This window comes from Haloglomus litoreum (genome assembly GCF_029338515.1).
Classification (GTDB): domain Archaea; phylum Halobacteriota; class Halobacteria; order Halobacteriales; family Haloarculaceae; genus Haloglomus; species Haloglomus litoreum.
Window position 1 is genome coordinate 369529 of the sequence record NZ_CP119988.1, and the last position, 22967, is coordinate 392495.

A 22967-nucleotide genomic window follows, 5' to 3' on the forward strand; every position below is an offset into this window, starting at 1 on the left:
CGGATGGTGCTCGACCTCCTCGCGAACGGGCTGGTGTACAGTAGCATCCTCGTACTCGGGAGTATCGGGCTCTCGCTGGTGTACAGCATCGCGGACTTCGCCAACTTCGCCCACGGCGACACGATGACCGTCGGCGCCTACTCGGCGCTGGTCACGTTCGGTGCCGTCGGCGGGCTCGGCGGCGCGATACTCGGGCTCCCGCTCGGGTTCTTCATCGCGCTGGCGGTCGGCATCGCGATGGCGGCGCTCGTTGCCGTCGTCACGGAGAAGGTCGTCTACGAGGGGCTGGACGAGGTCGGTTCCATCGGTCTGCTCATCACCTCGATCGGCATCGCGTTCGTGTACAGAGCGGTCATCCAGATGGGGTTCGGCGCGGACTTCACGCGCTTCGACATCCAGGCGCTCCGCCCCATCGAGGCCCTGGTGCCGTACGGCATCCGCGTCACCGAGCACGACGTGGCCATCGTCGTCTCGGCCGCCGTCCTGGTGACGGGGCTGCACGTCCTGCTCCAGTACACGGACCTCGGGCGGAAGATGCGCGCGATGGCGGACAACCCCGACCTCGCGCGGGTCAGCGGCATCCGGACCGACCGGGTGAAGCTGTGGACCTGGGTCATCGGCGCCGGCCTCGCGGGCAGTGGCGGCGTCTTCCTCGGCCTGTTCAACCAGCTCCGCCCTCGGATGGGCTTCGACCTGCTGTTGCTCATCTTCGCCGCGGTCATCCTCGGCGGCATCGGCTCGGTGTACGGCGCGATGCTGGGCGGGTTCCTCATCGGGATGATCAACGAGCTGACGCCCGCGCTCTCGGACCTGGGCTCGCTGCTCCCGCTCGTCCCCGACGCGTGGGGCATCCCCATCGGCATCGAGTACGCCGACGCCATCGCGTTCGTCATCATGGTCCTTGTCCTGCTGTTCCGGCCCAACGGCATCGCCGGAGACGAGGAGGGGACCTGAGATGTCCGTCCTCTCCGACCCGCAGGGGTACTGGGCGGACCTCACGCGGGCCGAACAGGGCGTCACGGCGTTCGTCCTGCTGTTCGCCACGCTCCTGCTGCTCGGCCTGCTCACCGGCGGCCTCGGGCCGTCGTACTTCCTGTTCCTCGTCGGCCTCGCCGGGATGTACTCGCTGCTCTCGTTCGGGCTGAACGTCCAGTGGGGCTACTCCGGGCTCATCAACTTCAGCGTCGCCGCCTTCTTCGGTATCGGCGCGTACGGTACCGCACTCGCCAGCGCGAGCAGTTCGCCGCTTGCCGGCGGTATCCCGCCCATCGTCGGGCTGTTCGTCGCGCTCGTGCTCGCGGCGGTGCTGGCGCTGCTCATCGGCATCCCCACACTGCGCCTGCGGGCGGACTACCTCGCCATCGCCTCCATCGGCCTGGCCGAGGTCGTCCGCATCATCATCCTCAACGAGGAGGGCCTGACCAACGGGAGCGCCGGCGTCCGCGGCATCCCGAGCTTCTTCGAGGGCTGGCCCGTGCTGGAGACGTTCCCCGAGGCGATGCCGGGCGTCATCATCAGCTTCCTGCCCGGCCCGGACATCGTCCTCCAGACACCGTTCTGGCGGGCGCTGCTGAACGTCGCGCTCGTCCTGACGCTGGTCGGCATCTGCTATCTCGTCCTCCGGCGGGTCCACCGCTCGCCGTGGGGCCGGGTCCTGCGGACCATCCGCTCGGACGAGGACCTCGCCCGCGCGCTGGGGAAGAACACCTACTCGTACAAGATGCAGGCGTTCGTCCTCGGGAGCGTCATCATGGCGCTGGCGGGCGTGTTCTACGCCCACCTGAACCTGTACGTCGGCCCCGGCGACCTCAACCCCATCACGACGTTCTACGTCTGGGTGGCGGTCATCCTCGGCGGGAGCGGCTCCAACCGGGGTGCGCTGTTCGGCGGCTTCGTCATCGTCGCCATCCAGCAGGGGACGCGCTTCCTCAACGAGCTCGCGTTCATCCCGGTCGACGTGGCACCGCTGCGACTGCTGCTCATCGGTGTCATCATCGTCCTGCTGATGCGGTTCCGGCCGCAGGGCGTGCTCCCGCCACAGCGAGAACTCATCTGGTCCGGCGTCGTCGACGACGCGCCGGAACGCCCCGAGAGCGGCGTCCGCGGTGCCAAGGCGGGTGAGAGCGATGACTGAAGCCGACGCGGAAGTCGATGACGACGCGGAGACGCAGTCGGCCGCCGCCTCGCAGACCGCGACCGGGAGCGACGCGGCCGGGCACGCCCGCTCGGGCGCGAACCTCTCGAAGGAGGACGTGGTCCTCGAGGCCCACGACCTCGTCAAGGCGTTCGGCGCGCTCGTCGCGACCGACCACGCGAGCTTCCAGGTCGAGCGCGGGAGCATCACCGGCCTCATCGGACCGAACGGCGCCGGCAAGTCGACGCTGTTCAACCTCGTCTCGGGCTTCTACGAGCCCGATTCCGGTCACGTCGAGGTCAACGGCACGGACGTGACCGACCTCGAACCGTACGAGATCGCCGACTACGGCCTCATCCGGACGTTCCAGACGCCCCGCAAGCTGGAGGGGATGACCGTCCGCGAGGCGATGATGGTCGGCCCGCAGCACCAGCCCGGGGAGTCGTTCGTGAAGCTGTTCACGTCGCCCGACGAGGTGCGCGAGCACGAGGAGCAGAACCTCTCGGACGTCGAGCGCATCCTCGGCGAGTTCGAGATCGACCACCTCGCCACCCAGCCCGCGACGAAGATCTCGGGCGGGCAGATGAAACTCGTGGAACTCGCCCGTGCGATGCTCGCCGAGCCGGACATCCTCCTGCTCGACGAGCCGGCCGCCGGCGTGAATCCGACGCTGCGGAACAAACTCGCCGAGCAGATACGGCGGCTCCACGACCAGGGGACGACGTTCCTCCTCATCGAGCACGACATGGAGTTCGTGATGAGCCTCGCCGACCCCGTCATCGTGCTCGACCGCGGGAGCGTCCTGATGGAGGGCACCCCCGAGGAGGTCCAGACCGACGAACGAGTCATCGACGCGTACCTCGGAGGCTGACAATGAGCGAGAACCCATCCCCAGACACGGACGAGACCACAGCGGGCAGTGCCCGCGAGGACGACACCGCTGCGGAAACCGACGCCGATGCCGGCGAGTTCGAGTTCCCGGGCGACGGGAGCACGGAGCCGGTCATCGAACTGGACGGCGTCGACAGCGGCTACGGCGAGGTCCAGGTGCTCGACGACTGCTCGCTCCACCTGAACCCCGAGGAGATCGTCTGTCTCATCGGGCCGAACGGGGCCGGCAAGTCCACGGTGCTCAAGACCATCTTCGGCATGCTGACGCCGTGGACCGGGACCGTCACCTACCACGGCGACGACATCGGCGGGATGGCCCCCGAGGACATCGTTCGCGAGGGTATCGGCTACGTCCCGCAGACCGACAACGTGTTCGGCTCGCTCACCATCGACGAGAACCTCCGGATGGGCGGCGTCGCCCGGAAGGGCGGCCTCGAGGAGGTCATCGACCAGCTGTACGACCGGTTCCCGCTCCTCGACGACAAGCGCGACTCGAAGGCCCGGACCCTCTCGGGCGGCCAGCGCCAGGTGCTCGCGTTCGCCCGGGCGCTCGTGATGGAGCCCGACGTGCTCCTCATCGACGAGCCCTCGGCGGGGCTGGCGCCCAACACCGCACAGGAGGTGTTCGGCCACGTCGAGGCCGTCAACGAGCTGGACACGGCCATCCTGATGGTCGAGCAGAACGCGAAGGAGGGGCTGGCCATCTCCGACCGTGGCTACGTCCTCGACCAGGGGACGGTCCGGTTCGAGGACCGCGCCGACCAGCTGCTCGACAACGACGAGGTCGGGCGGCTCTACCTCGGCGGGGCGTGACGGGCCTCCGCCGCTACGTTTTCGCGCTCGCTCCGCTCGCGGCCGCCGCGCTCTGGGGCGGGCTGTACGTCGTCAGCAAGTGGAGCTTCGCGTTCGTCCCGCCGGTCACGCTCGGCTTCCTCCGCGTCGCGCTCGGCGGTCTCGCGCTGTGGCTCGGGCTCAGCGTCGTCCGTGGCGCCACGGCGTCCCGACCCGTCGCGCGCGAGGACTGGCCGGCGTTCGTCGAACTCGGCGGCTGGGTCGCGCTCTCCATCGTCACCCAGTTCCTCGGCACCGACCTGACGAACGCGAGCCAGGGGTCGCTCCTGACGGTCCTGACGCCGGTGTTCGTGGTCGTCCTCGGCGCCGCCCTGCTCGGCGAGCGCGTCACCCGGGCGCGGGCGGCGGGCGTCGCTCTGGCTGGCGCGGGAACCGTCGTCGTCCTCGCCGGCCAGTACGACCTCACAGCCATCGCGGCGGGCAACGCCGCCGGTATCGCCCTGCTCGTGGCCGCCAGCCTCACGTGGGCCGGCTACACCGTCCGCGGGGTGGCCGTCGTCCGGCGGTACTCGGCGCTGACCGCCGTGACGTACTCCACCCTCGCCGCTATCCCGATGCTGGGACTGCTGGCCGTCGCCGAACTCTGGTCCCTCGGCCGGGGGCTCGGCACTCTCCAGGCGACCCCGGCCGCGCTCCTCGCCGTCGCCTACCTGGGGCTGGCCGCCACCGCGGGCGCGTGGTACCTCTGGTACAAGGGACTGGAGTTCGTCCCCTCGGGGACCGTCGCGGTCTTCTTCTTCGTCCAGCCGGTCGTCGGCATCGCCCTCGGGGCGGCCCTGCTCGGCGAGCGGGTCGGCCCCGGGTTCCTCGCCGGCGGTGCCCTCATCGCGGCGGGCGTGTGGCTGGTGAGCCGCGAGCGCCAGGGCCGTGGGACGAGCCGGTGAGGGCCGTCCGGGCGTGCGGGCGCTCGCGAACGGAACTCGTTGAGCGGTAATTGCGCCGTTACTCTCTGAAAGATGGCCTGTATGTGTCGGATTCTGCATTAGGGCTCGAATACGCGCATCTATGGAGTAATGTCTGCACCTCGACACCGGTGCTGCTGCGGGGCCGTGGTCCCGGTACTGGTTTGTTCCCCCCGTGGGTACGCGAGTCGCGTGTCCAGAACGACGAACGCGTGGGTGGTGTTCGCCGGGTGCTTCCTCGTCTCCATCGGGGCCAACGCCTTCATGATCGCGCCGTCCAGCATCGCCCCGCTGTTCGTCGCGGAGTTCGCCATCGAGAAAGCGGCCGTGGGCGACATCGTCAGCGCCGCCATCGTCGGCTCCATCGTCACACAGATTCCGGGGGGCTACCTGATGGACCGGTACGACAACCGGTGGCTGATGGCCCCGGGCGTCGCGCTGTTCGTGCTCGTCATCGTCGCCACGCTGGCGGTCGGGTCGTTCCTGCCGTTCCTCGCGCTGCGGGCGCTGGGTGGTATCGTCGGCGGGTTCGTCTTCACCGCCGGTGCGAACGTCGTCGGCGAGGTGTTCGTCGGCGAGCGGCAGAGCTTCGCCACCGGGCTGTTCATGACCAGTCCGCCGGTGGCGTTCGTCCTCGCGCACACGACCAGCCCGCTCGTCGGCACCGCTGTCGGCCCGCTGCGGGTGTTCCTCCTGCACGCGGGACTCGTGGTCGCGGGACTGGCTCTGTTCTGGGTCGGCGCGGGCAGCCCCATCCGGAGCGCGGGCACGCCGACGACGGCGGAGTTCACCCGAGCACTCGGCAACCCGCGGGTCCTCCTGCTGTCGGTGTCGACGTTCTGTGCGTACGCGCTGTACCTGTTCCTGAACAGCTGGGTGCCGACGTACGGGACGGACGTGCTGTCGCTCTCGCTCTCGGCGGCGGGGACGGTCACGGCGCTGGTCCCGCTGGTCGGTATCGTCGCCCGGACCAGCGGCGGGTGGCTCAGCGCCCGCATCGGCAACCGTCGCCGCCCGGTGCTCGCCGGGGGGCTGCTGACCGGGCTCGTGCTCCTGGTCGCGGTCCCGTTCGCCGGGGGCTTCTGGCCGTTCGTCGTCCTGCTCGGGGCGGGCGCGTTCGCGATCCAGCTCGGCACCGGCGTCTACTACGTGCTCATCCGGGAGCTGGCCGCACCGGGGACCGAGGGGACCAGCCTCACCGTGATGACGACCATCGGCTTCACCGGCTCGTTCGTCGCGCCCATCGCCGGCGGCTGGCTCATCGAGAGCTACTCCTGGGTGGTCGCGTTCGGCACGTTCGGCGCCATCGGTCTGCTCGGCGCGGTGGTCCTCGTCCCGCTCTCGGAGGGGGACGCCGCCGCGCCGGCGGTCGACTCCGCCCCCGACACCGACTCCTGACGGGGTCCCCCCGGGTCATCCCGGGGCAGCGCGGAACGCACCAACACCTAACACCCCCGTCTGCGTGGCGTGATACCATGTCCGAACTACGCATCGACGCGAGCGTGCCGGGACTGGACGAGGACACCGCCGGCCTGGCCGAGGCGGCCGAAGCTGCAGGCTTCGACGGCATCTGGGCGCCGGAGATGGATTTCGACGCCTTCCTCCCGCTGCCGGTCGTCGCCGAGCACACGACCGACATCGAACTCGGCACCCGCATCGCCACCGCGTTCGCCCGGAGCCCCATGGTCCTCGCCCTGCAGGGCTGGGACCTCCAGCGCTACTCCGACGGCCGGTTCGTCCTCGGGCTGGGCACCCAGGTGAAGGGCCACAACGAGCGCCGGTTCTCCGTCGACTTCGAGTGGGAGCGCCCCGGCCCCCGCCTGCGCGAGGTCGTCGAGTCCATCAAGCACATCTGGGACGTGTTCGAGGGCGAGGCCGACGAATTCGACTACGACGGGGAGTTCTACCAGTTCTCGCTCCTGCCGGAGGCGTTCGACCCCGGGCCGCTGGACTCGGGCCAGCCCGATATCTGGGTCGCCGGCGTCAACGAGTACAACCTGAAGATGGCCGGCGGCACCGCCGACGGCCTCTGCATGCACATCTTCAACACGCCGGAGTACACGGAGGAGGTCATCGAGCCCACCGTCCGGGCCGGCGCGGAGAAGATGGGCAAGTCGATGGACGAGGTCACCCTGTCGGCCAGCCCGTTCGTCATCACGGGCGACGCGGACCGCCGGGCGGCCCGCCGCGAGGAGGTCCGGGGCCGCATCGCCTTCTACGGCTCCACCCGGACCTACCACGACGTGTTCGAACTCCATGGCTGGGACGACATCGGCCCGGAACTGCACGAACTCTCGAAGGAGGGGCAGTGGGGCGAGATGCAGCGCCTCGTGACCGACGAGATGGTCGAGGCGTTCGCGGTCGAGGCACCGCCGGAGGAGCTGGCCGACGAGATCCGGGAGACGTACGGCGGCATCGCCGACCGCGTCCAGCTGGAGTTCGACCCGACCGAGCCGTTCTGGGAGGACGTGGTCGGGGCGCTCTGACCGCGCTGTGGGCGGCTCACCCGACTACGTCCGCCCGCGCCGGGCCGCCAGCGCCCCCGTCGCGACGAGCCCCAGGAGGAGCAGCGTCGCGACGAGCGCGACGGGTGCGCTCACCCCACCGCCGGCTGGGAGGCGGCGCCACGCCGGCGGCACGCCCCCGACGACCCGCGAGAGGACGACGACCACGAGGACGACGGGGATGGCGTACCGGACGACCGGGACGAGCCGGCTGCTGCCGAGTTGCGCGACCAGTCGGTCGCGGTCCTGTGCGTGGCCGAAGACGAGCGCGATGACCAGCGCCGTCACCGGCAGGCCCAGCGTCCCGACCGTCTCGTCGAGGAGGTCCAGGACTGGCGCGCCGGCGACCGCGAGGTCGAGGGGGGAGTAGCTGAGCGCCGACGGCAGCCCCAGCAGCGCGACGCCCGCCGTGAGCCCGACGGTGACCGGGCGGCGCTCGCGTCCGGTCGCGTCGACGCCGGCGGCGACGCCGACCTCCAGCAGCGCGACGGCCGAGGAGAGCGCCGCGAAGAAGAGGAGCGTGAAGAACCCCACCGCGACCAGTCCGCCGGCCGGCATCGCCGCGAACGCCGTCGGGAGCGTCGTGAACGCGAGCTCCGTCCCCAGCGTCGGTTCCAGCCCGAACGTGAACACGACGGGGAAGACGAGGACGCCGGCCAGCATCGCCGCCCCCACGTCCGCGACCGTTATGGCGAGCGCCGAGCGCACGAGGTCGGTCTCCGGCGCTACGTAGCGCCCGTAGGTGAGCATGATGCCCTGCCCGACAGAGAGCGAGAAGAACACCTGCCCGACGGCGGCCGCCCACAGCGCCGGGTCGCCGAGCGCGTCGAACCGGGGCCGGAGGAAGAACTCGAGGCCGGCGGCCGCGCCGTCGAGCGTGAGCGCGTACGCCGCGAGCGCCGCGAGCGCGACGAACACGACCGGCATCACCACTCTCGAGACCAGTTCGATGCCGCCCTGCACCCCGCCCGCGACGACCGTCCCCGCCATCGCCGCCACGACGAGGAACGCGGCGACCGGGACCCACGTGTCCGTGTACGCGCCGAACGCGGGGAGCTGCCCGGTCAGCGCGCCCAGCGCGAACGAGAGCACCCAGCCCGTCAGGACGAGGTAGTACGAGAGGACGAGCAGGACGCTCCCGACGACGAGCCACCCGAGCGGGACGAACGACTGGCGCACGCTCCTGAAGGCTCCGACCACGTCCGCGCGGGTGTCGCGCCCGACGCCGAGTTCCAGGACCAGCAGCGGCACCGCGAACGCGAACGCCGCGAACAGGTACGGGACGAGGTAGGCGCCGCCGCCGTTGCGCCCCACGACCGCGGGGAACCGCCAGATGTTGCCCAGCCCGACGGCCGCGCCGACCGTCGCCAGCACGAACCCCAGCCGCGAGGACCACTGCTCTGCCATCGCCGGGGGCTCTCGCCCGGGTGAGAAAAGCGTGCGGGACCAGCTACTCCTCCTCGGTCTCGTCCTCGGGCAGGTTCATCGCCTCGACCAGCCGGTCGGTGACGATGCCCTCGACGAAGCCGACCAGCCGCTCGTCGGCCGACGCGTCGGCGAACAGGCCCAGCGGGACCCGCCCCCCGGCCATCTCCCGGTGGCCGCCGGCGCTGCCGACGTCGTCGAAGGCCTCCGCCAGCACCTCGCCGACGTGGATCCGCGAGTCGGTGGTCCGGCCGCTCAGTTCGAGGCAGTTCTCGACGATGCCGAAGATGACGGCCGTCTGGACCCCCTCCAGCTCGACGAGGTAGTCGGCGGCCTGCGGGAGCGCGTCGCGCTCGCCGGTTCGCCCCACGTGCGAGATGAGGACCGAGCCCCGGACCTCGCGGTTGTCGATGGCCGTCCCGAGCGCGTCGGCCGTCGCACCCGTGACCGGCGGGCTGGCGAGCCGCCGGAGCGTCTCGCTGTCGGCGTGCGGGTGGAGGACGGCGGCGGCCTCGTGCTCGGCGGCGGTCACGCCCCGGAGGAAGCCCAGCGTCTCCCGGCGGACGGCGAACAGGAGCGCGGTCGCGAGCCGGCCGTCGAGGCCCAGCCCCAGCGCCCGGACGTACTCCGTGAGGATGGTCGCCGTCGCGCCCGCGGACTCGCGGTGGTCGACGAACCGCGCCTCGACCGACTCGGCGGGGTGGTGGTCGATGACCACGTCGACCTCGGTGTCGGTCGGGACGGCGTTGTTCTCGCCCGGGACCGAGTGGTCGACGAACGCGACCAGCCGGTCGTCGAGCAACGCCGGCTCGAACGCCCGGAGCTCGACCTCGAGGAGGTTGACGAACGCGCGGTTCTGCTGGTGGGAGATGGAACCGCCGTAGCAGAGGACGACGTCGCCGACGCCGGCGTCCGTGGCGATCTCCGAGAGGGCGAGCGCGCTCGCCAGGCAGTCCGGGTCCGGGTTGTCGTGGCAGACGACGGTCAGCTCCTCGGCCTCGCCGAGGAGGTCGTGGAGCTCCCGCGCGCGGTCGCTGGTCGGGTCCGCCGGTGCCACCGCCGGCGGTGGGTCCGTCGCCGCGTCGCCGTCGGTGGGCGGCTCCACCTCGCCGTTCCCGTCGTCCCCGTCGTGCTGTTGCATACCTCGCCTTCGGCGTCTGGACACATGGGTGTGTGGGGGCGTCCCGACACGCGAGAGCGGACCGCTGTGGCTCTCGACCCGGGGAACGGGGCGTCGGTGCCGTTCAGCCCAGCTGGTCGCCGACGATACGGTCCGCCTCCTCGATGAACGCGCGCTCCTCGCCCGCGGGGATGGTGGCGCCCGCCGCCACGTCGTGGCCGCCGCCACCGCCGCCGACGGCGGCCGAGGCCTCGCCCATCACGACCGAGAGGTCGAGGCCCTGCCCCACGAGGGCCGGGGTCCCGCGCGAGGAGACCTTCGTCTCCTCGTCGCTCTTCCGGGCGAACGCGATGATGGGCGTGTTCCGGTCGACGCCGCTGGTGCCGACCGCCATCCCCGCGATGATGCCGACGATGGTCTCGCGGATCTCGTCGCCGGCGTCGAACCACTGGAGGTTGTCCTCGCGGGTGACGCCGGTCCGCTTGACCCAGTTCAGCCCCTCGGAGAGGTTCCGCCGGTGGTCCCGGAGGAGCGTGCGCGCCCGCGCCAGTCCCGCGTCGCGGTCCCCTCGGCAGACCGCCAGTCCCACGTCGGCGCGCTCGTAGCGGGCCGTCGCGTTCAGCAGCGTCGAGAACTCGCTCGCGTCGCGCAGCTCCGTCCCGACTGGCTCGTCCAGCAGCGTGTAGGTGGTCCCGACGAGGTTCTCGGCCTTGTGGGCGGGGACGCCCGAGCGGATGGCCCGCTCGATGAGCCCCGACGTGATCGCCTGCTGCTCCTCCCGCGGGAGGTCGACCCAGGTCCGCCAGTCGCCGTCCGCGTCCTGCAGGTCCAGGTCCAGCGAGCGGAGGAACTCGATGGCGCCGGCCTCGTCGTTCGATATCCCGGGGACGAACGTGTCGGTGGCGTACTCGAGGAGCTTCGGGAGCGGTCGGGTCTGCTTCCCGTACACGGCGAGGTCCTGCCCCTCGTCCAGCACCCCGGCCGCGACCCCCTCGGCGACGATGCCGGCGTTGGCGCCGTGCAGCTCGCCGCCCGAGGCCTGCATGTCACCGACGGCCCCCACGACGGCGAGTGCCGCGAGGTCGCGGTTGTCGGCGTCGCGCCCGTGCTCGCGCTCGGCGCCCACGGGTTCGAGTGCGCGCGCCAGGACGTACGCCGCGCCCGCGCCCGACAGCTCCGAGGCGCCGTTCAGCCCCCGGAGGAGGGGGTTCAGGTGGAACTCCGTCTCGCACGCCCCTCCGTCGGCGGCCTCCCCTGTCGCGGGCTGGTGGTGGTCCGCGATGACGGGTTCGAAGTGGCCCGCGCGCTCGTGGGCCGCGATGATGTCGAGTTGCCCGCTCCCGAAGTCCGTGAACAGGACGGTGTCGTAGTCGCGGTCGGCGATGCCGGCGACTGACTCGGCGTCCAGTTGCTTCTCGAAGACGACCTCGTACGGGATGCCCGCGCGTTCGAGCGCCGTCGACGCGACGGCGGCGCTGGTCAGGCCGTCGGCGTCGATGTGTGAGGCCAGCAGGACCCGGTCGGCCGCGGCGAGCCGCCGGGCGCAGCGTGCGGCGTCCTCGGCCAGCTCCGGCACCGGCATCTCATCGGGGTCCGGTGCGGCAACGGTGGCAGCCATTACCCGAGGGTGGGTCGGGTTCCCGGATAAACCTGCGGTCGGCTTCCCCTGCCTCCCGCTCGGCCGCGGTCCGTCCGGCCCCTCGCCGGGCACGGAATTATGCCCTCCCCCAACGACGGGCCTGTATGCGTGTTCAGCTCTCAGCGGTGGAGCGACGGACCGGCGGCTGGCTCCTCTGCCTCGCCGGTCTCGCACACCTCCTCGCACCGAACCTGACGGTCGACGTGGTCCGGGCCGTGTACGCCGAGACGCTGGACGCCGCGTTCATCCCCCGCGACGGCACGAACGCCCGCGTCCGCCTGCTGGGCGCGGTGCTGGTGGCACTCGGTCTGGTGGTGTCCCGTGGGACGGCCGGCCCCGCGACCGGCGAGTGACGGTCTGGTTAGGGCGGCCTAAAATTCGACGGGCTTTTCAATAGTTAGGGTGGCCTAAAACGTATGGCAGACCACAGCGGTCGCGGCGTGTCGCGCAGGGACGTGCTGACAACCGGTGCCGGCGTCGCCGGCGCAACGCTGCTCGCGGGCTGTTCGGAGGGGTTCGGTGGAACCGGCGGCGGTGACGGTGGCGACGGTGGCGACACCTACACCGTCTCGATGGCGCCGACCGGCGAGGTGTCGTTCGACCGGCCGCCGGAGTCCGTGGCCCACTACTTCCCCGGCTACGCCGACATGGCCGTCGCGGTGGGCCACGCGGACAGCGTCAACTCCGTCGGCGTGGTGAGCCGCTACCACGTCGACCACTACGACGAACTCGACGGGGTCTCCATCGACAAGTCGTCGCTGACGGAACTCGTCGGCGAGAGCGGCATCGACAAGGAGCTGCTCTACGACCTCGACAGCGACCTCCACATGATCGACCCGGAGTGGCTGGTCAACAACGGCTTCTTCGGGTTCGAGCAGGCGGACATCGAGGAGCTGTCCGAGAACGTGGCCCCGTTCCTCGGCAACAGCATCTTCCGCCGGACGGACAAGTGGCACGACTACCGCTTCTATACCCTGTACGAGGCGTTCGGGAAGGTCGCCAAGGCCCATCAGGAGGAGGAGCGCTACGAGTCCTTCCGCGCGTTCCACGACGACTTCCTCGCGGCGCTGCAGGCGTCGCTGCCGAGCGCCGACGCCCGCCCGAACGGACTGCTCTGCTTCGCCGGCTCCGACGAACCCGAGGCGTTCAGCCCCTACCGGCTCACCGACAAGGGGACCAACAAGAAGCCGTTCCGCGACCTGGGTATCCCGGACGCGCTCGCCGGGACCGGCATCGAGGGGCTCTCGACGACCGAGCGCGGGCAGATTGACTACGAGGCGATGCTCCAGGTCGACCCGGACGCGCTGTTCGTCCGCGGCCACGAGGACAAGAGCCGCGGGGAGTTCGAGGACACCGTCGTCGCGTTCATGGAACAGCACGATACTGCCAGCGAGCTGACCGCGGTGCAGGAGAACCGGGTGCTCCGCGGCGGCCCCATCTACCTCGGGCCCATCCAGCACCTGTTCGTCACCGAACGGCTGGCGCTGGAGCTGTTCCCGGACACCTACTCCGGCGAGCTGTTCGACCGGGATGAATTGGCGGGTATCATCACGGGAGATAAGTAAAATATTCGGCATATATGTGGCAGAAAAACAGAATTCTAAACATAGGTGGCCCACAAAACGATTAACGTACAGAGTGCGAATGCATCGCCGCCGGATTCACCATACCCCGCAACGACGGCCCCACATGGATCTGACCCCCCTCCTCGATGCCGCCCGTGAGGGCCCCGAGGCGTTCGCCGCCGCCTGCCCCGACGACGGCGACGCCCGGCACGAACTCGCGACCGCGCTGCGCGAACGCGCCGAGAGCGACCCCGACGCCGTCGCCGATGCGCTCGCCGGCCTCGCGCCGCTGCTGGCGGACGACCGCGATTCGACCCGACTGCTGACGGCGAAGACGTACCTCGCGGTGGCCGAGGCGCGACCCGGCGCGGTTCCCACGGCGCCGCTCCGCGACGCGCTCGACGACGACTTCTACTACGTCCGGGGCCGGGCGGTCCAGGCGCTCGGGCGGGTGGCCCGCGCCCGCGGCGAGGTCGACCCGTCGTTGCTCGCGCGCCTGCTGAACGGGCTCGAACTCGAGCGCGAGGAGTCCCGCGAGCGCTACGCGGGCGCGCTGGCCGACTGCGCGCTGGCCGACGCGGCGGCGCTCCGCACCCTCGTGCCCGACATCGCCGACGCGCTCGACGACGACTCCGCGGTGGTGCGCTACCACCTCGTCACGGCGCTGGCGGCGGTCGCCGAGGTCGAACCGGGCTGGGTGGCGGACGTGGCTGACGCGCTCCGTGAGCAGCTCGCGGACGGGGAGTCGTACGTCGCCGGCCGCGCGGCCGAGGCGCTGGGGTACGCCGGGGTCGCGGTCGACCGCGCGGTGGCCGGCGATGGGGGCGACGCCGACGACGAGGCGCTCGCCTTCCGGGACGAACGGGTCGCGTTCGCGGCCGGCGACGCCCCGACAGCCGACCTGCCCGCCATCGCCGAGGGCCACGACGACGCGGCCGAGGCGGTGGCGGCGCCCGACGAGCAGGGCGACCCGGCGCTCCCCCCGGGCCATCCAGGGCACCCGGCGGGACCGGGTGGCCTCGGCCAGTGATTTAGGCCGGCCGAAACATCGACGGGTTCTTGTATCGTTAGGCGAGCCTAAAACGTAATGCCACGACGACCGACGCGGCGCGACGTACTGGGCGCGGGAGCAGCGGCGGGTGCGGGTCTGCTCGCGGGCTGTACGAGCGATGGCGACGGCGGCTCCGGCGACGGTTCCAGCGACCCGACGGCCACCGAGACGGACACCTCCTACACGGCCGAGTTGTTCCCCGTCGGCGAGGTGGAGTTCGAGTCCGTCCCGGAGTCGCTGACGACGTACAACATGGGCTGGGCGGACATGGTCGTCTCGCTCGGGCAGGCCACCAAGCTCCGGACGAACCGGCTGAGCGCGCCCACACTGTTCTACGACCGGTTCGACATCGACTACGACACCGACTACGCGGCGCTCTGGCAGAACGGCGGCTGGTCGAAGGAGGTCATGTACGACCGCGACCCCGACGTGTTCCTCTTCGACCCGAACCTCCTCGAACAGTGGGACGACAACTGGGCGGCCGAGGACACCGAGGAGCTCCGGTCGAACGTCGCCCCCTTCTTCGGCTGCCACAACCGCCGCATCCGCGGCGACTGGCAGATGGAACTGGGCTACCCCGAGCAGGCGCCGACGATGCTGGAGGCGTTCCAGAAGGTCGGCACGGTCCTCGACGAGGAGGCGCGCGCCCAGGCGTGGCTCGACCTCCACGCGGACCTGCAGTCGAACCTGCAGGACCGCCTGCCCGACGACGCCGAGTCGCCGTCCATCGCGCTGATCAACAGCGGCTCCAGTCCAGAGAAGGGGAAGTTCTACGTCCTCAACCTGGCCCAGGACGGTTACGAGATGAAGCCGTACCGCGACCTCGGGCTGGTCGACGCGGACGCGTTCGAGGGCGTCGAGACCGGCCAGTACGGCGAGACCGACTACGAGACCCTGCTGGAGGTCGACCCCGACGCCATCGTGGTCCACTGGGGCATCACGACGGGCTCGGTGACCTTCGACGGCGACGGCGCGTTCGACGCGGCCGAGTTCCAGAAGCGGTTCGTCACGCCGATGGAGGAGTCCAGCGCCGGCAGCGACCTCACCGCGGTCCAGGAGGGGCGCGTGCTGCCGGGTCCCACCGCCGAACAGGGGCCGCTCGTCAACGCCTTCCAGACCGAACTGACCGCGCGCCTGTTCTTCCCCGAGACGTTCGGCGAACTCGACCTCGACGCGCCGCTGGACGTGCCCGAGGAGGAGCAGCTGTTCGACCGCCAGCGGGTGGCGGATATCCTCGACGGGAAGGTCTGATCATGACGGGCGACGACACCGGAACGACGGCAGCACCGACCCGCGAGACACCGACCCGCCGCGCCCTGCTCGGTGCGGGCGCCACGGCGGGCGCGGGCCTGCTCGCGGGCTGTACAGACTCGCTGGTCGGTACCGGCGGCTCCGGCGACCCGACCGCGAGCCCGACCGACAGCTCGTACACGGTATCGATGGCTCCCGTCGGCCAGGTCGCCTTCGATGCCGTCCCCGAGGACGTGATGGTGTACAGCCTGCTGTACGCGGACATGGCGGTCGCGTTCGGCCACGGCGACGCGGTGAACTCGCTGGGGTTCGACGCGGCGGCCGGCGGCAACACGCTGGACGCCTACTACGAGCGGCTCCCGGGCGTCTCGTTCGAGTACGAGGACCTCACCCAGCTCAACAGCGGCTCCGGCGACATCCGCGTCGACCAGGAGCTGCTGTACGAACTCGACAGCGACCTCCACCTCGCGGACCCATGCCTGTTCCGCTCGTTCGACGGGTGGGGTGCCGCCGACATCGAGGCCATCCGCGAGCAGGTCGGGCCCTGGTTCGGCAACGTCTACAGCCGGAACCACGGCCAGCCGCCCGAGGGCTGCCGCGAGGGGTACGAGTACTACACCCTGCCCGAACTCGCCGGGCGCGTGGGGGCGGTGTTCCGCGAATCCGAGCGCGCCGCGGCACTCCAGTCGGTCAGGGAGGACCTGCTGGCGACCATCGAGGACGGCCTCCCGCCAGAGGACGAGCGCCCGACGGTCGGCGCGGTCATCTTCTCGCAGGGGACGTTCTACCCGTCGAACATCAATTCGACGGGGTTCGCGAACGCCCACGTCCGGCCGCTGGGTGCCGTCGACGCGTTCGACGATGTGGACTACGACACCACCTACGGCTACGAGGGGCTGCTGGAGATAGACCCCGACGTCATCCTCCACCAGTTCGGCATCGCCTCCTACTACGACGTGGGGAGCATCCGCGAGACGGTCGCGAACGACGAGGTGGGGGCGGAGCTCGCGGCCATCCGGAACGACCGGTTCTACCCCTCGGGCACCCCGACGCAGGGGCCGCTGATGAACCTGTTCCAGCTGGAGATGACCGCCAAGCAGCTCTACCCCGAGCAGTTCGGCGCGTGGCCCGGCTACGAGGCCGGGGCGCCGTACCCTGAACTCCCCGAGGGCGAACGGCTGTTCGACCGCGAGCGCGTGGCGAGCATCGTCCGGGGGGAACCCTGATGCCCGACGACGCGGCAGCGGCACTGACCCGGGCCCGCGAGCGGGTCGAGGAACTGGCCGACCCCGACGGCGCGTTCGCGGTCGCCTGCGCGGAGACGGGCGTGCGGCCGCCGCCGGTCTGGGGCTCGCGCTTCCCGTCGTTCGAGGCCGCCGAACGCGCCCGCGACGCCGCGGTCGCCTACCGCGAGGCGCTCCGTGAACTCGACCCCTATTGCGAGCAGTACGACCTCGTGGTCTGCGAGGAGACCGACTCCTCGCTCGGCTTCGCCAGCGTCCGCGAGACGACGGCCGGCCGCCGGGCCAACGGCCTCCCCCGGACCCGCCGGACCGTCACGCTGGCGGGCGACGGCCGCGACGAGTGGCTCCGCGTCGAGAACGCGCCCATCGTCGACCTCGTCGGGCCCGAGGCGCTGCTCGACGACGAGGTGGTCGAGCGGCAGCTCCGGACGATGGGGGGCGAGCGATGACCGGGGACGAGCCGGCGACCGATACCGACGTGGCTGCCACGTCCGGGAGCGGGCAGGACTCGGTCGCTGCGGCCGAACCGGGGGCGATGCGCGCCCGGACGTGGTCCCTCGCCGCCAGCTTCCGCGACCCCGCGGACTACGGCATCCCCTCGCTGCCCGAGTGGACCGTCTATCACGGTGATGGCGGGGCGATGGCACTCGGGCCCGAGGACGGTGACGGCGTGTTCATCGCCGCGGACGATCCGGTGCCGGTCCGGCGGTAGTACCGTCGCGACCCACTACTCCTCAGTGTCGTCCTCCCCGACGGCGACGGGCCCATCCAGCCCCGACGGGACCTCCGCGTCGTACGGCAGCGTCTCGACCAGTTCGGCCGCGACCTCGTGGTCCATCACCGCGGCCATCTCCATCGCCTTCCCCTCGTGGTCGTCGAGGTCGAGCACGCTCCGGAAGAACCACGAGAGCAGGACGTACGTCTCGTGCAGCTCCTCGGCGCGGGCCCGGCCCGCGTCGGTGAGCGCGACGCCCTCGTACGGTTCGTAGTCGACCAGCCCGTCCTCGCCGAGCTTGCGGAACATCTCCGAGGCCGTCGCCGGCGACCGGCCGAGCCGCTCGGCCACCCGCCCGGGCGAAACCGGCGGGTCGCCCTGGTGCTCGGCGATGTACAGCGCCAGCACGTACTCGTCCCGCCCGCTCATCCGCCCGCCCTCCGCGCGGGGGCGCCTCGGCCGCGCGTCCGGCTGCCCCGCCGGTCCCGTCCGTCGATGACTCGCGCACTCACCATGATTTTAGGCTAGCCTAAATATACAAAACAATTCGGGTCCGCCGCGCCGCTCGCGACGGCGCTGGCGCCGGCCTGCCGGGGCGGCCGGCGCACCCGTCTGCGGCCCAGAGGAACCCCGAACCGCAACCCTCATGAATGCTTAGGTTGGCCTAAAATACAACGAGATGTTCACGGAGGGGCTGGATGGCGACTGAGACACGCGAGGTGCTGGGTCGCGAGGTCGGCTGGCTGGACCGCTCGCTCGCGGTGACCTGTGCGGCGGGGCTCGTCGTCACCGTGCTGGCGGGGCTGGTGCAGGTCCGCTTCGGCGCCTACGACATGACGTTCTGGCAGGTCGTCGGCGCCGTCTTCGACCCGCTGGTGTGGTTTCGGCCGAACGTGCTGGCGTCGTTCGTCCTCGGTGACGGCCTGGCGAGCGCGCTCGGCTTCCGGACGGAGTTCGACCTGCCGACGACGACGCTCATCGTCTGGAACGTCCGCCTGCCGCGCGTCCTCGTGGGCGCGCTGGTCGGCCTGAACCTGGCGCTCTCGGGCGCGGTGTTCCAGGCGGTCACGCGCAACGAACTCGCGAGCCCGTTCATCCTCGGCGTCTCCTCGGGGGCCGGCTTCGCCGTCCTGCTGACGCTGGTCGTCTTCGCCAACTTCGCCGCGCTCCTCCCGCTGACGGCGGCGCTCGGCGGTACCGTCGCCTTCCTCGTCGTCTACGCCATCGCGTGGCAGGGCGGCACCTCCCCCGTCCGCCTCGTCCTGGCGGGCGTCATCGTCGGGACCGTCCTCAACTCGATGCAGACGGCGCTGTTCTTCTTCGCCTCGGACCTGGGCACGGTGCAGGCGGCCATCGCGTGGACCACGGGGTCGCTGACCGGCGTCGACTGGGAGCAGGTCCGGATGATTCTCCCACCGACGCTGCTCGTGCTGCCCGGCGCCGTCCTGGGCGCGCGCTACCTGAACGTCCTCCTCCTGGGCGAGTCGACCGCGAGCGCGCTCGGGATGCGCGTCGAGCGCGCGCGCTTCCTCCTCTCGGCGCTGGCCATCCTCGCGGCCGCGGCCGCGGTCGCCGTCGCGGGCATCGTCGGCTTCGTCGGCCTCATCGTCCCGCACATGGTCCGCACCGTGGTCGGGAGTGACTACCGCCGGCTGATGGTCGGCTGTGCGTTCGTCGGCCCGGCGCTCCTCGTCGCGGCCGACCTGGGTGCGCGCCTGGCCTTCCAGTTCGCCACGGGCGCGCCCATCCAGCTCCCGGTCGGCATCGTCACCGGCCTCGTCGGCGGGCCGTACTTCCTCTACCTGATGCGGCGGGAGCAGAACCTGGGTGACCTCTGATGGATGGGACACGCGCGACAGAGACGGACGACGGGCCGGCCTCGAGCGACCACGGGACGGGCGACCGGACGGGGGATTCGCCGGGGTCGGCGGAGGCCGGGGCGGCCGCCAGCGAACTCGTCGGGCGCGACCTCGCCATCGGCTACCCCGCGACCGACGAGCCCGTCGTCGAGTGCGAGCGCGTCGTCATCCCCGCGGGCGAGGTGACCGCGCTCGTGGGGCCGAACGGGAGCGGGAAGTCGACGCTCCTGAAGGCGCTCGCCGGCCAGCTCGAACCGTGGTCGGGGACCGTCGAACTGGACGGCCAGGACGTGTACGCCCTCGACGACAAGGCCCGCGCCCGCAAGGTCGGACTGCTCTCCCAGGAGCGCGAGGAGCCGGGCTCGCTGACCGTCGAGAACCTCGTCCAGCACGGGCGCTACCCGTACCGTGGCTTCCTCGACGGCCTGGCGGACGCCGACCGGTCGGCCGTCGACCGTGCCATCGAACAGGCTGGCGTCGAGCACCTCCGCGACCGCCCCATCTCGGACCTCTCGGGCGGACAGAAGCAGCTCGCCTGGGTCGCCATGTCGCTGGCACAGGAGACCGACGTGTTGCTGCTGGACGAGCCGACGACGTTCCTCGACCTGCGCCACCAGCTGAACGTGCTGGAGACGGTCCGGTCGCTGAACGCCGACCGCGACGTGACCGTCGGGGTCGTCCTCCACGACATCTCCCAGGCCGCCCGCTACGCGGACAACCTCATCGCCATGCAGGACGGCGAGCCCTACGACTGGGGGCCACCGACCGAGGTGGTGACGGAGGAACTGCTCGCGGACGTGTTCGGCGTCGACGCGACGGTTCGTGAGGGGCTGGATGGCCCGGAGATCGTCCCTCGGCGGCCGCTAGAGTAGGGGTCCGGTGTCGGCGACTCCCACGAGGGGATTGTCTCGAAAGCCCCCGCTTGCTCTCTCTGCGACCGCCACAGCGACGATGGAGACAAGTAGAAAGCGCCCGGCCCCTTTCAGTCCCGCCCTGTGGCCTGTTCGGGCGAGTGTTCGGGCGTGGTGGTTCCAGCGGAGTGCTGGTGTCCCCACACCTCCCCGCGCGAGCGCCGCAGTAAGTCTCAGCACGCTCGCTCCGCTCGCGGCTTCGACTGTGGGGCGCTCGCGCGCTTCCTGTTCCCGGAACCGGCGAACGGATCAGCCGCTCCGTGGCCGGGAGCGCGTGGCGGAACGAAGTGGAGCCCGCGCGACCTGGGGAAGGGCAGGGCCACAGCGCCCGTGCCACTTCAACGCCCCTGGCGGACTCAAAGGGCGAGCGCTCTCGACCCATCCCGGACGACGCAAGCACCGGAGGCCGAACGTAGTGAGGCCGAGGAGCGTGGTTCGAGAGACGCCGACGGCGTCTCTCGTCATCACGAGAGAGCTTCGCTCTCTCGAACGACAGCGAGGCCCGGATGGTCGAGAGCGCGAGGGCTTCGTAGGTGTCTCTGTCGTCGCTGCTGCTGTCGGAGGGTACGAGGGGCGCGCGAGCGGTGATTGTTCCAGAGGCTGCAGATTTCGTGCTGACTATCTCCGATAAAGTTCAAGATGCGGTAATAAAATGACAATATTCTTGTTTAGAATGCTATGCCATGTATCACCCCGATGAGTAACCCCTATCCGCCCGACCGCCCGACCACGGGTAGATGAGTACGGCCGACGACGAGAGCGTCTTCGACCGGTACCGGGCCGACGTGGACCGACCGATGCGCCGGCTGTTCGGCACCTACGGCCGGGACCGTCGCGGCTGGTTCGTCCTCGGCGTCCTCGCCAACCTCGTGGCACAGTTCGCCTCGCTCGTCCCGCCGGTCGTGCTGGGCGCGGCCATCGACGGCGTGTTCGGGGTCGGGCAGTTCCAGCTCCCGCTCGTCCCGGACGGCTGGCTCCCGCGCACGCAGGCCGCCGCCTTCGAGTTCTCGCTGGTCGCCATCGCGGGCGCCTTCGTCCTGACCGCGCTCGCGACCTGGGTGTACGGCGTCGCCGCCAACGAGTTCGCCCACGGGGTGATGCACGAGGTCCGGGTCGACTGCTTCGAGAAGCTGTCGGGGCTCGACATGAGCTTCTTCGACGACAAGCAGACGGGCGAGGTCCTGTCGATCCTCTCCTCGGACACTGAGAACCTCGAGCTGTTCCTCGACGACGCCCTGGTCAGTAGCGTCCGCCTCGGCACCCTCCTCCTGGGTATCGGCATCGTCCTGTTCCTCGAACAGCCGTACCTCGCGGTCGTGACCCTCGTCGCGGTCCCGGTGATGGTACTGTTCACGCTCTGGTTCATGCGCGCTGCGGAGCCGCGCTACGCCGCGCGGCGCTCCAGCATCGCCAACCTGAACACGCGCATCGAGAACGCCGTCGCCGGCGTCGAGTTGACGAAGGCGACCGCGAGCGAACCGTACGAGACCGACCGCGTCCGGGGTGCCAGCCGCCGCCTCTTCGACGACACGATGCACATGCTCCGGCTGTCGTACTTCTACCGGCCGGGGATGGAACTGCTCGCGGGCCTCTCGTTCGCGCTCACCTTCGGCGTCGGCGGCTACTGGCTCCTCGTCGGCCCCCCGGTTTCGGGTGCGGGCAGCCTGCAGGTCGGCACCTTCGTCACCTTCCTGCTGCTCACGCAGCGGTTCGTCTCGCCGCTCGCGGAGGTCTCCGATATCGTCGACCGCTACGAGAACGCGAAGGTCTCCAGCGAGCGCGTCTTCGGGCTGATGGACATCCCGCCGACGGTCACCGACGCCGCCGACGCCGTCGAACTGACCGATGTCGAGGGCCGTGTCGCGTACGACGACGTGACGTTCGCGTACCCCGACGGCCCGGACGGGGCGAACGCGGCCGACGACGAGCACGCGGGGCGCGACGCCACGACCGACGGCGGCACCGACGCCACCACCGGCGGCCGAGCCGACGAGGGGCCCGTCATCGAGGACGTGAGCTTCGAGGCCGAACCGGGCGAGACGGTGGCGCTCGTGGGGCCCACGGGTGCGGGCAAGTCGACGCTCGCGAAACTGCTCCTCCGGCTGTACGACACCACCGAGGGCGCCGTCCGCGTCGACGGCCACGACGTGCGCGAGGTGACCCGCGACAGCCTGCGGGACGCCGTGGGCTACGTCGGCCAGGACGCCGTCCTCTTCGATGGCACCATCGCCGAGAACGTCCGGTACGGGCGGTTCGAGGCCGACGCCGACGCGGTCCGGGAGGCCTGCCGCGCGGCCGAGGCTCACGACTTCATCACGGACCTGCCCGCGGGCTACGATACCCGAGTCGGCGAGCGCGGCGTCAAGCTCTCGGGCGGCCAGCGCCAGCGCATCGCCATCGCCCGCGCGATGCTCCGGGACCCCGCCATCCTCATCCTCGACGAGGCCACCTCCGCCGTCGACACGGCGACCGAGGCCCGCATCCAGCGCTCGCTCGACCGCCTCTCAGAGGACCGGACCACGCTCGCCATCGCGCACCGCCTCTCCACCGTGACGGACGCCGACACCATCCTCGTCGTGGAGGACGGCCAGGTCGTCGAGCGCGGCACGCACGACGACCTGAAGGACGGCGACGGTCTCTACGCCGCGCTCTGGGCCGCGCAGGCCGGCGAGGGGGTCGTCGACGAACTCGTGGACCGGGCCGACGCGGACGACTGACCCACGAGGGAGTCACGCGACCGGTCGGTTCCGGGACCAGGAAGCGCGCTCGCGCTTCCCCGTGGAGGGCCCGAGGCCCGTGCGGCCGAGGGGCCGGAACACCACAGCGCGAGCGCGGGGAGGTGTGGGGGCACGAGCACTCCGCTGGAACCACCACGCGCGTCGCTCGGCCGAACCAGCAACAGGG

21 protein-coding genes are annotated in these 22967 nt (G+C 70.9%); 17 read left to right on the forward strand and 4 right to left on the reverse strand.

The window, feature by feature from the left end:
* The first annotated feature begins 3 nt into the window (after window positions 1-3).
* From P2T62_RS01780 to P2T62_RS01810, 7 genes are all read left to right on the forward strand, one after another.
* On the forward strand, window positions 4-954 hold the full coding sequence (locus P2T62_RS01780) for a branched-chain amino acid ABC transporter permease (protein WP_276259775.1): 951 nt from the start codon (window positions 4-6) through the stop codon (window positions 952-954).
* A gap of 1 nt (window position 955) precedes the next feature.
* Window positions 956-2134: a branched-chain amino acid ABC transporter permease gene (locus P2T62_RS01785; protein WP_276259776.1), complete on the forward strand. Its 1179-nt coding sequence runs from the start codon at window positions 956-958 to the stop codon at window positions 2132-2134.
* Entirely contained in the window at window positions 2127-3005 is an 879-nt protein-coding gene (locus tag P2T62_RS01790; RefSeq protein WP_276259777.1) for an ABC transporter ATP-binding protein, read from the forward strand. The genes P2T62_RS01785 and P2T62_RS01790 overlap by 8 nt, the downstream gene beginning before the upstream one ends.
* Before the next feature lie 2 nt (window positions 3006-3007).
* Window positions 3008-3838: an ABC transporter ATP-binding protein gene (locus tag P2T62_RS01795; protein WP_276259778.1), complete on the forward strand. Its 831-nt coding sequence runs from the start codon at window positions 3008-3010 to the stop codon at window positions 3836-3838.
* On the forward strand, window positions 3835-4761 hold the full coding sequence (locus P2T62_RS01800) for a DMT family transporter (RefSeq protein ID WP_276259779.1): 927 nt from the start codon (window positions 3835-3837) through the stop codon (window positions 4759-4761). The genes P2T62_RS01795 and P2T62_RS01800 overlap by 4 nt, the downstream gene beginning before the upstream one ends.
* Window positions 4762-4971: 210 nt before the next feature.
* Window positions 4972-6177, forward strand: coding sequence for an MFS transporter (locus P2T62_RS01805; protein ID WP_276259780.1), 1206 nt, complete (start codon window positions 4972-4974; stop codon window positions 6175-6177).
* A 77-nt stretch (window positions 6178-6254) separates the two neighbouring features.
* On the forward strand, window positions 6255-7265 hold the full coding sequence (locus P2T62_RS01810) for a TIGR03617 family F420-dependent LLM class oxidoreductase (protein ID WP_276259781.1): 1011 nt from the start codon (window positions 6255-6257) through the stop codon (window positions 7263-7265).
* A gap of 24 nt (window positions 7266-7289) precedes the next feature.
* Here the strand turns inward: P2T62_RS01810 and P2T62_RS01815 are convergent, their stop codons facing one another.
* The 3 genes from P2T62_RS01815 to P2T62_RS01825 all read right to left on the reverse strand — a co-directional run bounded on the left by P2T62_RS01815 (window position 7290) and on the right by P2T62_RS01825 (window position 11446).
* Window positions 7290-8690, reverse strand: a complete 1401-nt coding sequence (locus P2T62_RS01815; protein ID WP_276259782.1) for a sodium-dependent transporter — start codon at window positions 8688-8690, stop codon at window positions 7290-7292.
* A gap of 43 nt (window positions 8691-8733) precedes the next feature.
* Window positions 8734-9849, reverse strand: coding sequence for a DHH family phosphoesterase (locus P2T62_RS01820; protein WP_276259783.1), 1116 nt, complete (start codon window positions 9847-9849; stop codon window positions 8734-8736).
* A gap of 103 nt (window positions 9850-9952) precedes the next feature.
* Window positions 9953-11446, reverse strand: a complete 1494-nt coding sequence (locus tag P2T62_RS01825) for a RecJ family nuclease (RefSeq protein WP_276259784.1) — start codon at window positions 11444-11446, stop codon at window positions 9953-9955.
* Between the two features lie 125 nt (window positions 11447-11571).
* Here P2T62_RS01825 and P2T62_RS01830 point away from each other — a divergent pair, with 125 nt between their 5' ends.
* The 7 genes from P2T62_RS01830 to P2T62_RS01860 all read left to right on the forward strand — a co-directional run bounded on the left by P2T62_RS01830 (window position 11572) and on the right by P2T62_RS01860 (window position 17290).
* Window positions 11572-11820, forward strand: coding sequence for a hypothetical protein (locus P2T62_RS01830; RefSeq protein WP_276259785.1), 249 nt, complete (start codon window positions 11572-11574; stop codon window positions 11818-11820).
* 63 nt (window positions 11821-11883) lie between these two features.
* A complete protein-coding gene (locus P2T62_RS01835) occupies window positions 11884-13032 on the forward strand; it encodes an ABC transporter substrate-binding protein (RefSeq protein ID WP_276259786.1) in 1149 nt (382 codons plus the stop codon).
* Window positions 13033-13156: 124 nt separating this feature from the next.
* Window positions 13157-14062, forward strand: coding sequence for a hypothetical protein (locus P2T62_RS01840; RefSeq protein ID WP_276259787.1), 906 nt, complete (start codon window positions 13157-13159; stop codon window positions 14060-14062).
* A 57-nt stretch (window positions 14063-14119) separates the two neighbouring features.
* Complete coding sequence (locus P2T62_RS01845; protein ID WP_276259788.1) at window positions 14120-15334, forward strand: ABC transporter substrate-binding protein; 1215 nt, start codon at window positions 14120-14122, stop codon at window positions 15332-15334.
* A 2-nt stretch (window positions 15335-15336) separates the two neighbouring features.
* A complete protein-coding gene (locus P2T62_RS01850) occupies window positions 15337-16560 on the forward strand; it encodes an ABC transporter substrate-binding protein (protein ID WP_276259789.1) in 1224 nt (407 codons plus the stop codon).
* On the forward strand, window positions 16560-17027 hold the full coding sequence (locus P2T62_RS01855; protein ID WP_276259790.1) for a DUF7552 domain-containing protein: 468 nt from the start codon (window positions 16560-16562) through the stop codon (window positions 17025-17027). Before P2T62_RS01850 ends, P2T62_RS01855 begins: the two co-directional genes overlap by 1 nt.
* Window positions 17024-17290 (forward strand): hypothetical protein, encoded by a 267-nt coding sequence (locus tag P2T62_RS01860; RefSeq protein WP_276259791.1) that lies wholly within the window; start codon window positions 17024-17026, stop codon window positions 17288-17290. The genes P2T62_RS01855 and P2T62_RS01860 overlap by 4 nt, the downstream gene beginning before the upstream one ends.
* 15 nt (window positions 17291-17305) lie before the next feature.
* Here the strand turns inward: P2T62_RS01860 and P2T62_RS01865 are convergent, their stop codons facing one another.
* On the reverse strand, window positions 17306-17722 hold the full coding sequence (locus tag P2T62_RS01865; RefSeq protein ID WP_276259792.1) for a metal-dependent transcriptional regulator: 417 nt from the start codon (window positions 17720-17722) through the stop codon (window positions 17306-17308).
* A 269-nt stretch (window positions 17723-17991) separates the two neighbouring features.
* On the opposite strand from P2T62_RS01865, the gene P2T62_RS01870 reads away from it, so the two are divergent.
* The 3 genes from P2T62_RS01870 to P2T62_RS01880 all read left to right on the forward strand — a co-directional run bounded on the left by P2T62_RS01870 (window position 17992) and on the right by P2T62_RS01880 (window position 22780).
* The gene (locus tag P2T62_RS01870; RefSeq protein ID WP_276259793.1) at window positions 17992-19131 is read left to right on the forward strand and encodes a FecCD family ABC transporter permease; all 1140 of its coding nucleotides are present in this window, start codon (window positions 17992-17994) and stop codon (window positions 19129-19131) included.
* Window positions 19131-20024 carry an ABC transporter ATP-binding protein gene (locus tag P2T62_RS01875; RefSeq protein ID WP_276259794.1) on the forward strand — a complete coding sequence of 298 codons (894 nt, stop codon included), beginning with the start codon at window positions 19131-19133 and terminating at the stop codon, window positions 20022-20024. The genes P2T62_RS01870 and P2T62_RS01875 overlap by 1 nt, the downstream gene beginning before the upstream one ends.
* A 776-nt stretch (window positions 20025-20800) precedes the next feature.
* The gene (locus P2T62_RS01880) at window positions 20801-22780 is read left to right on the forward strand and encodes an ABC transporter ATP-binding protein (protein ID WP_276259795.1); all 1980 of its coding nucleotides are present in this window, start codon (window positions 20801-20803) and stop codon (window positions 22778-22780) included.
* Window positions 22781-22967: the final 187 nt, after the last annotated feature.

Bases quoted from the DNA above. Each gene is read 5' to 3' on its own strand.
- P2T62_RS01780 (WP_276259775.1), top strand. From the start codon at position 4: ATGGTGCTCGACCTCCTCGCGAACGGGCTGGTGTACAGTAGCATCCTC.
- P2T62_RS01785 (WP_276259776.1), top strand. From the start codon at position 956: ATGTCCGTCCTCTCCGACCCGCAGGGGTACTGGGCGGACCTCACGCGG.
- P2T62_RS01790 (WP_276259777.1), top strand. From the start codon at position 2,127: ATGACTGAAGCCGACGCGGAAGTCGATGACGACGCGGAGACGCAGTCG.
- P2T62_RS01795 (WP_276259778.1), top strand. From the start codon at position 3,008: ATGAGCGAGAACCCATCCCCAGACACGGACGAGACCACAGCGGGCAGT.
- P2T62_RS01810 (WP_276259781.1), top strand. From the start codon at position 6,255: ATGTCCGAACTACGCATCGACGCGAGCGTGCCGGGACTGGACGAGGAC.
- P2T62_RS01815 (WP_276259782.1), bottom strand. From the start codon at position 8,690: ATGGCAGAGCAGTGGTCCTCGCGGCTGGGGTTCGTGCTGGCGACGGTC.
- P2T62_RS01820 (WP_276259783.1), bottom strand. From the start codon at position 9,849: ATGCAACAGCACGACGGGGACGACGGGAACGGCGAGGTGGAGCCGCCC.
- P2T62_RS01825 (WP_276259784.1), bottom strand. From the start codon at position 11,446: ATGGCTGCCACCGTTGCCGCACCGGACCCCGATGAGATGCCGGTGCCG.
- P2T62_RS01830 (WP_276259785.1), top strand. From the start codon at position 11,572: ATGCGTGTTCAGCTCTCAGCGGTGGAGCGACGGACCGGCGGCTGGCTC.
- P2T62_RS01835 (WP_276259786.1), top strand. From the start codon at position 11,884: ATGGCAGACCACAGCGGTCGCGGCGTGTCGCGCAGGGACGTGCTGACA.
- P2T62_RS01840 (WP_276259787.1), top strand. From the start codon at position 13,157: ATGGATCTGACCCCCCTCCTCGATGCCGCCCGTGAGGGCCCCGAGGCG.
- P2T62_RS01845 (WP_276259788.1), top strand. From the start codon at position 14,120: ATGCCACGACGACCGACGCGGCGCGACGTACTGGGCGCGGGAGCAGCG.
- P2T62_RS01850 (WP_276259789.1), top strand. From the start codon at position 15,337: ATGACGGGCGACGACACCGGAACGACGGCAGCACCGACCCGCGAGACA.
- P2T62_RS01855 (WP_276259790.1), top strand. From the start codon at position 16,560: ATGCCCGACGACGCGGCAGCGGCACTGACCCGGGCCCGCGAGCGGGTC.
- P2T62_RS01860 (WP_276259791.1), top strand. From the start codon at position 17,024: ATGACCGGGGACGAGCCGGCGACCGATACCGACGTGGCTGCCACGTCC.
- P2T62_RS01865 (WP_276259792.1), bottom strand. From the start codon at position 17,722: ATGAGCGGGCGGGACGAGTACGTGCTGGCGCTGTACATCGCCGAGCAC.
- P2T62_RS01870 (WP_276259793.1), top strand. From the start codon at position 17,992: ATGGCGACTGAGACACGCGAGGTGCTGGGTCGCGAGGTCGGCTGGCTG.
- P2T62_RS01875 (WP_276259794.1), top strand. From the start codon at position 19,131: ATGGATGGGACACGCGCGACAGAGACGGACGACGGGCCGGCCTCGAGC.
- P2T62_RS01880 (WP_276259795.1), top strand. From the start codon at position 20,801: ATGAGTACGGCCGACGACGAGAGCGTCTTCGACCGGTACCGGGCCGAC.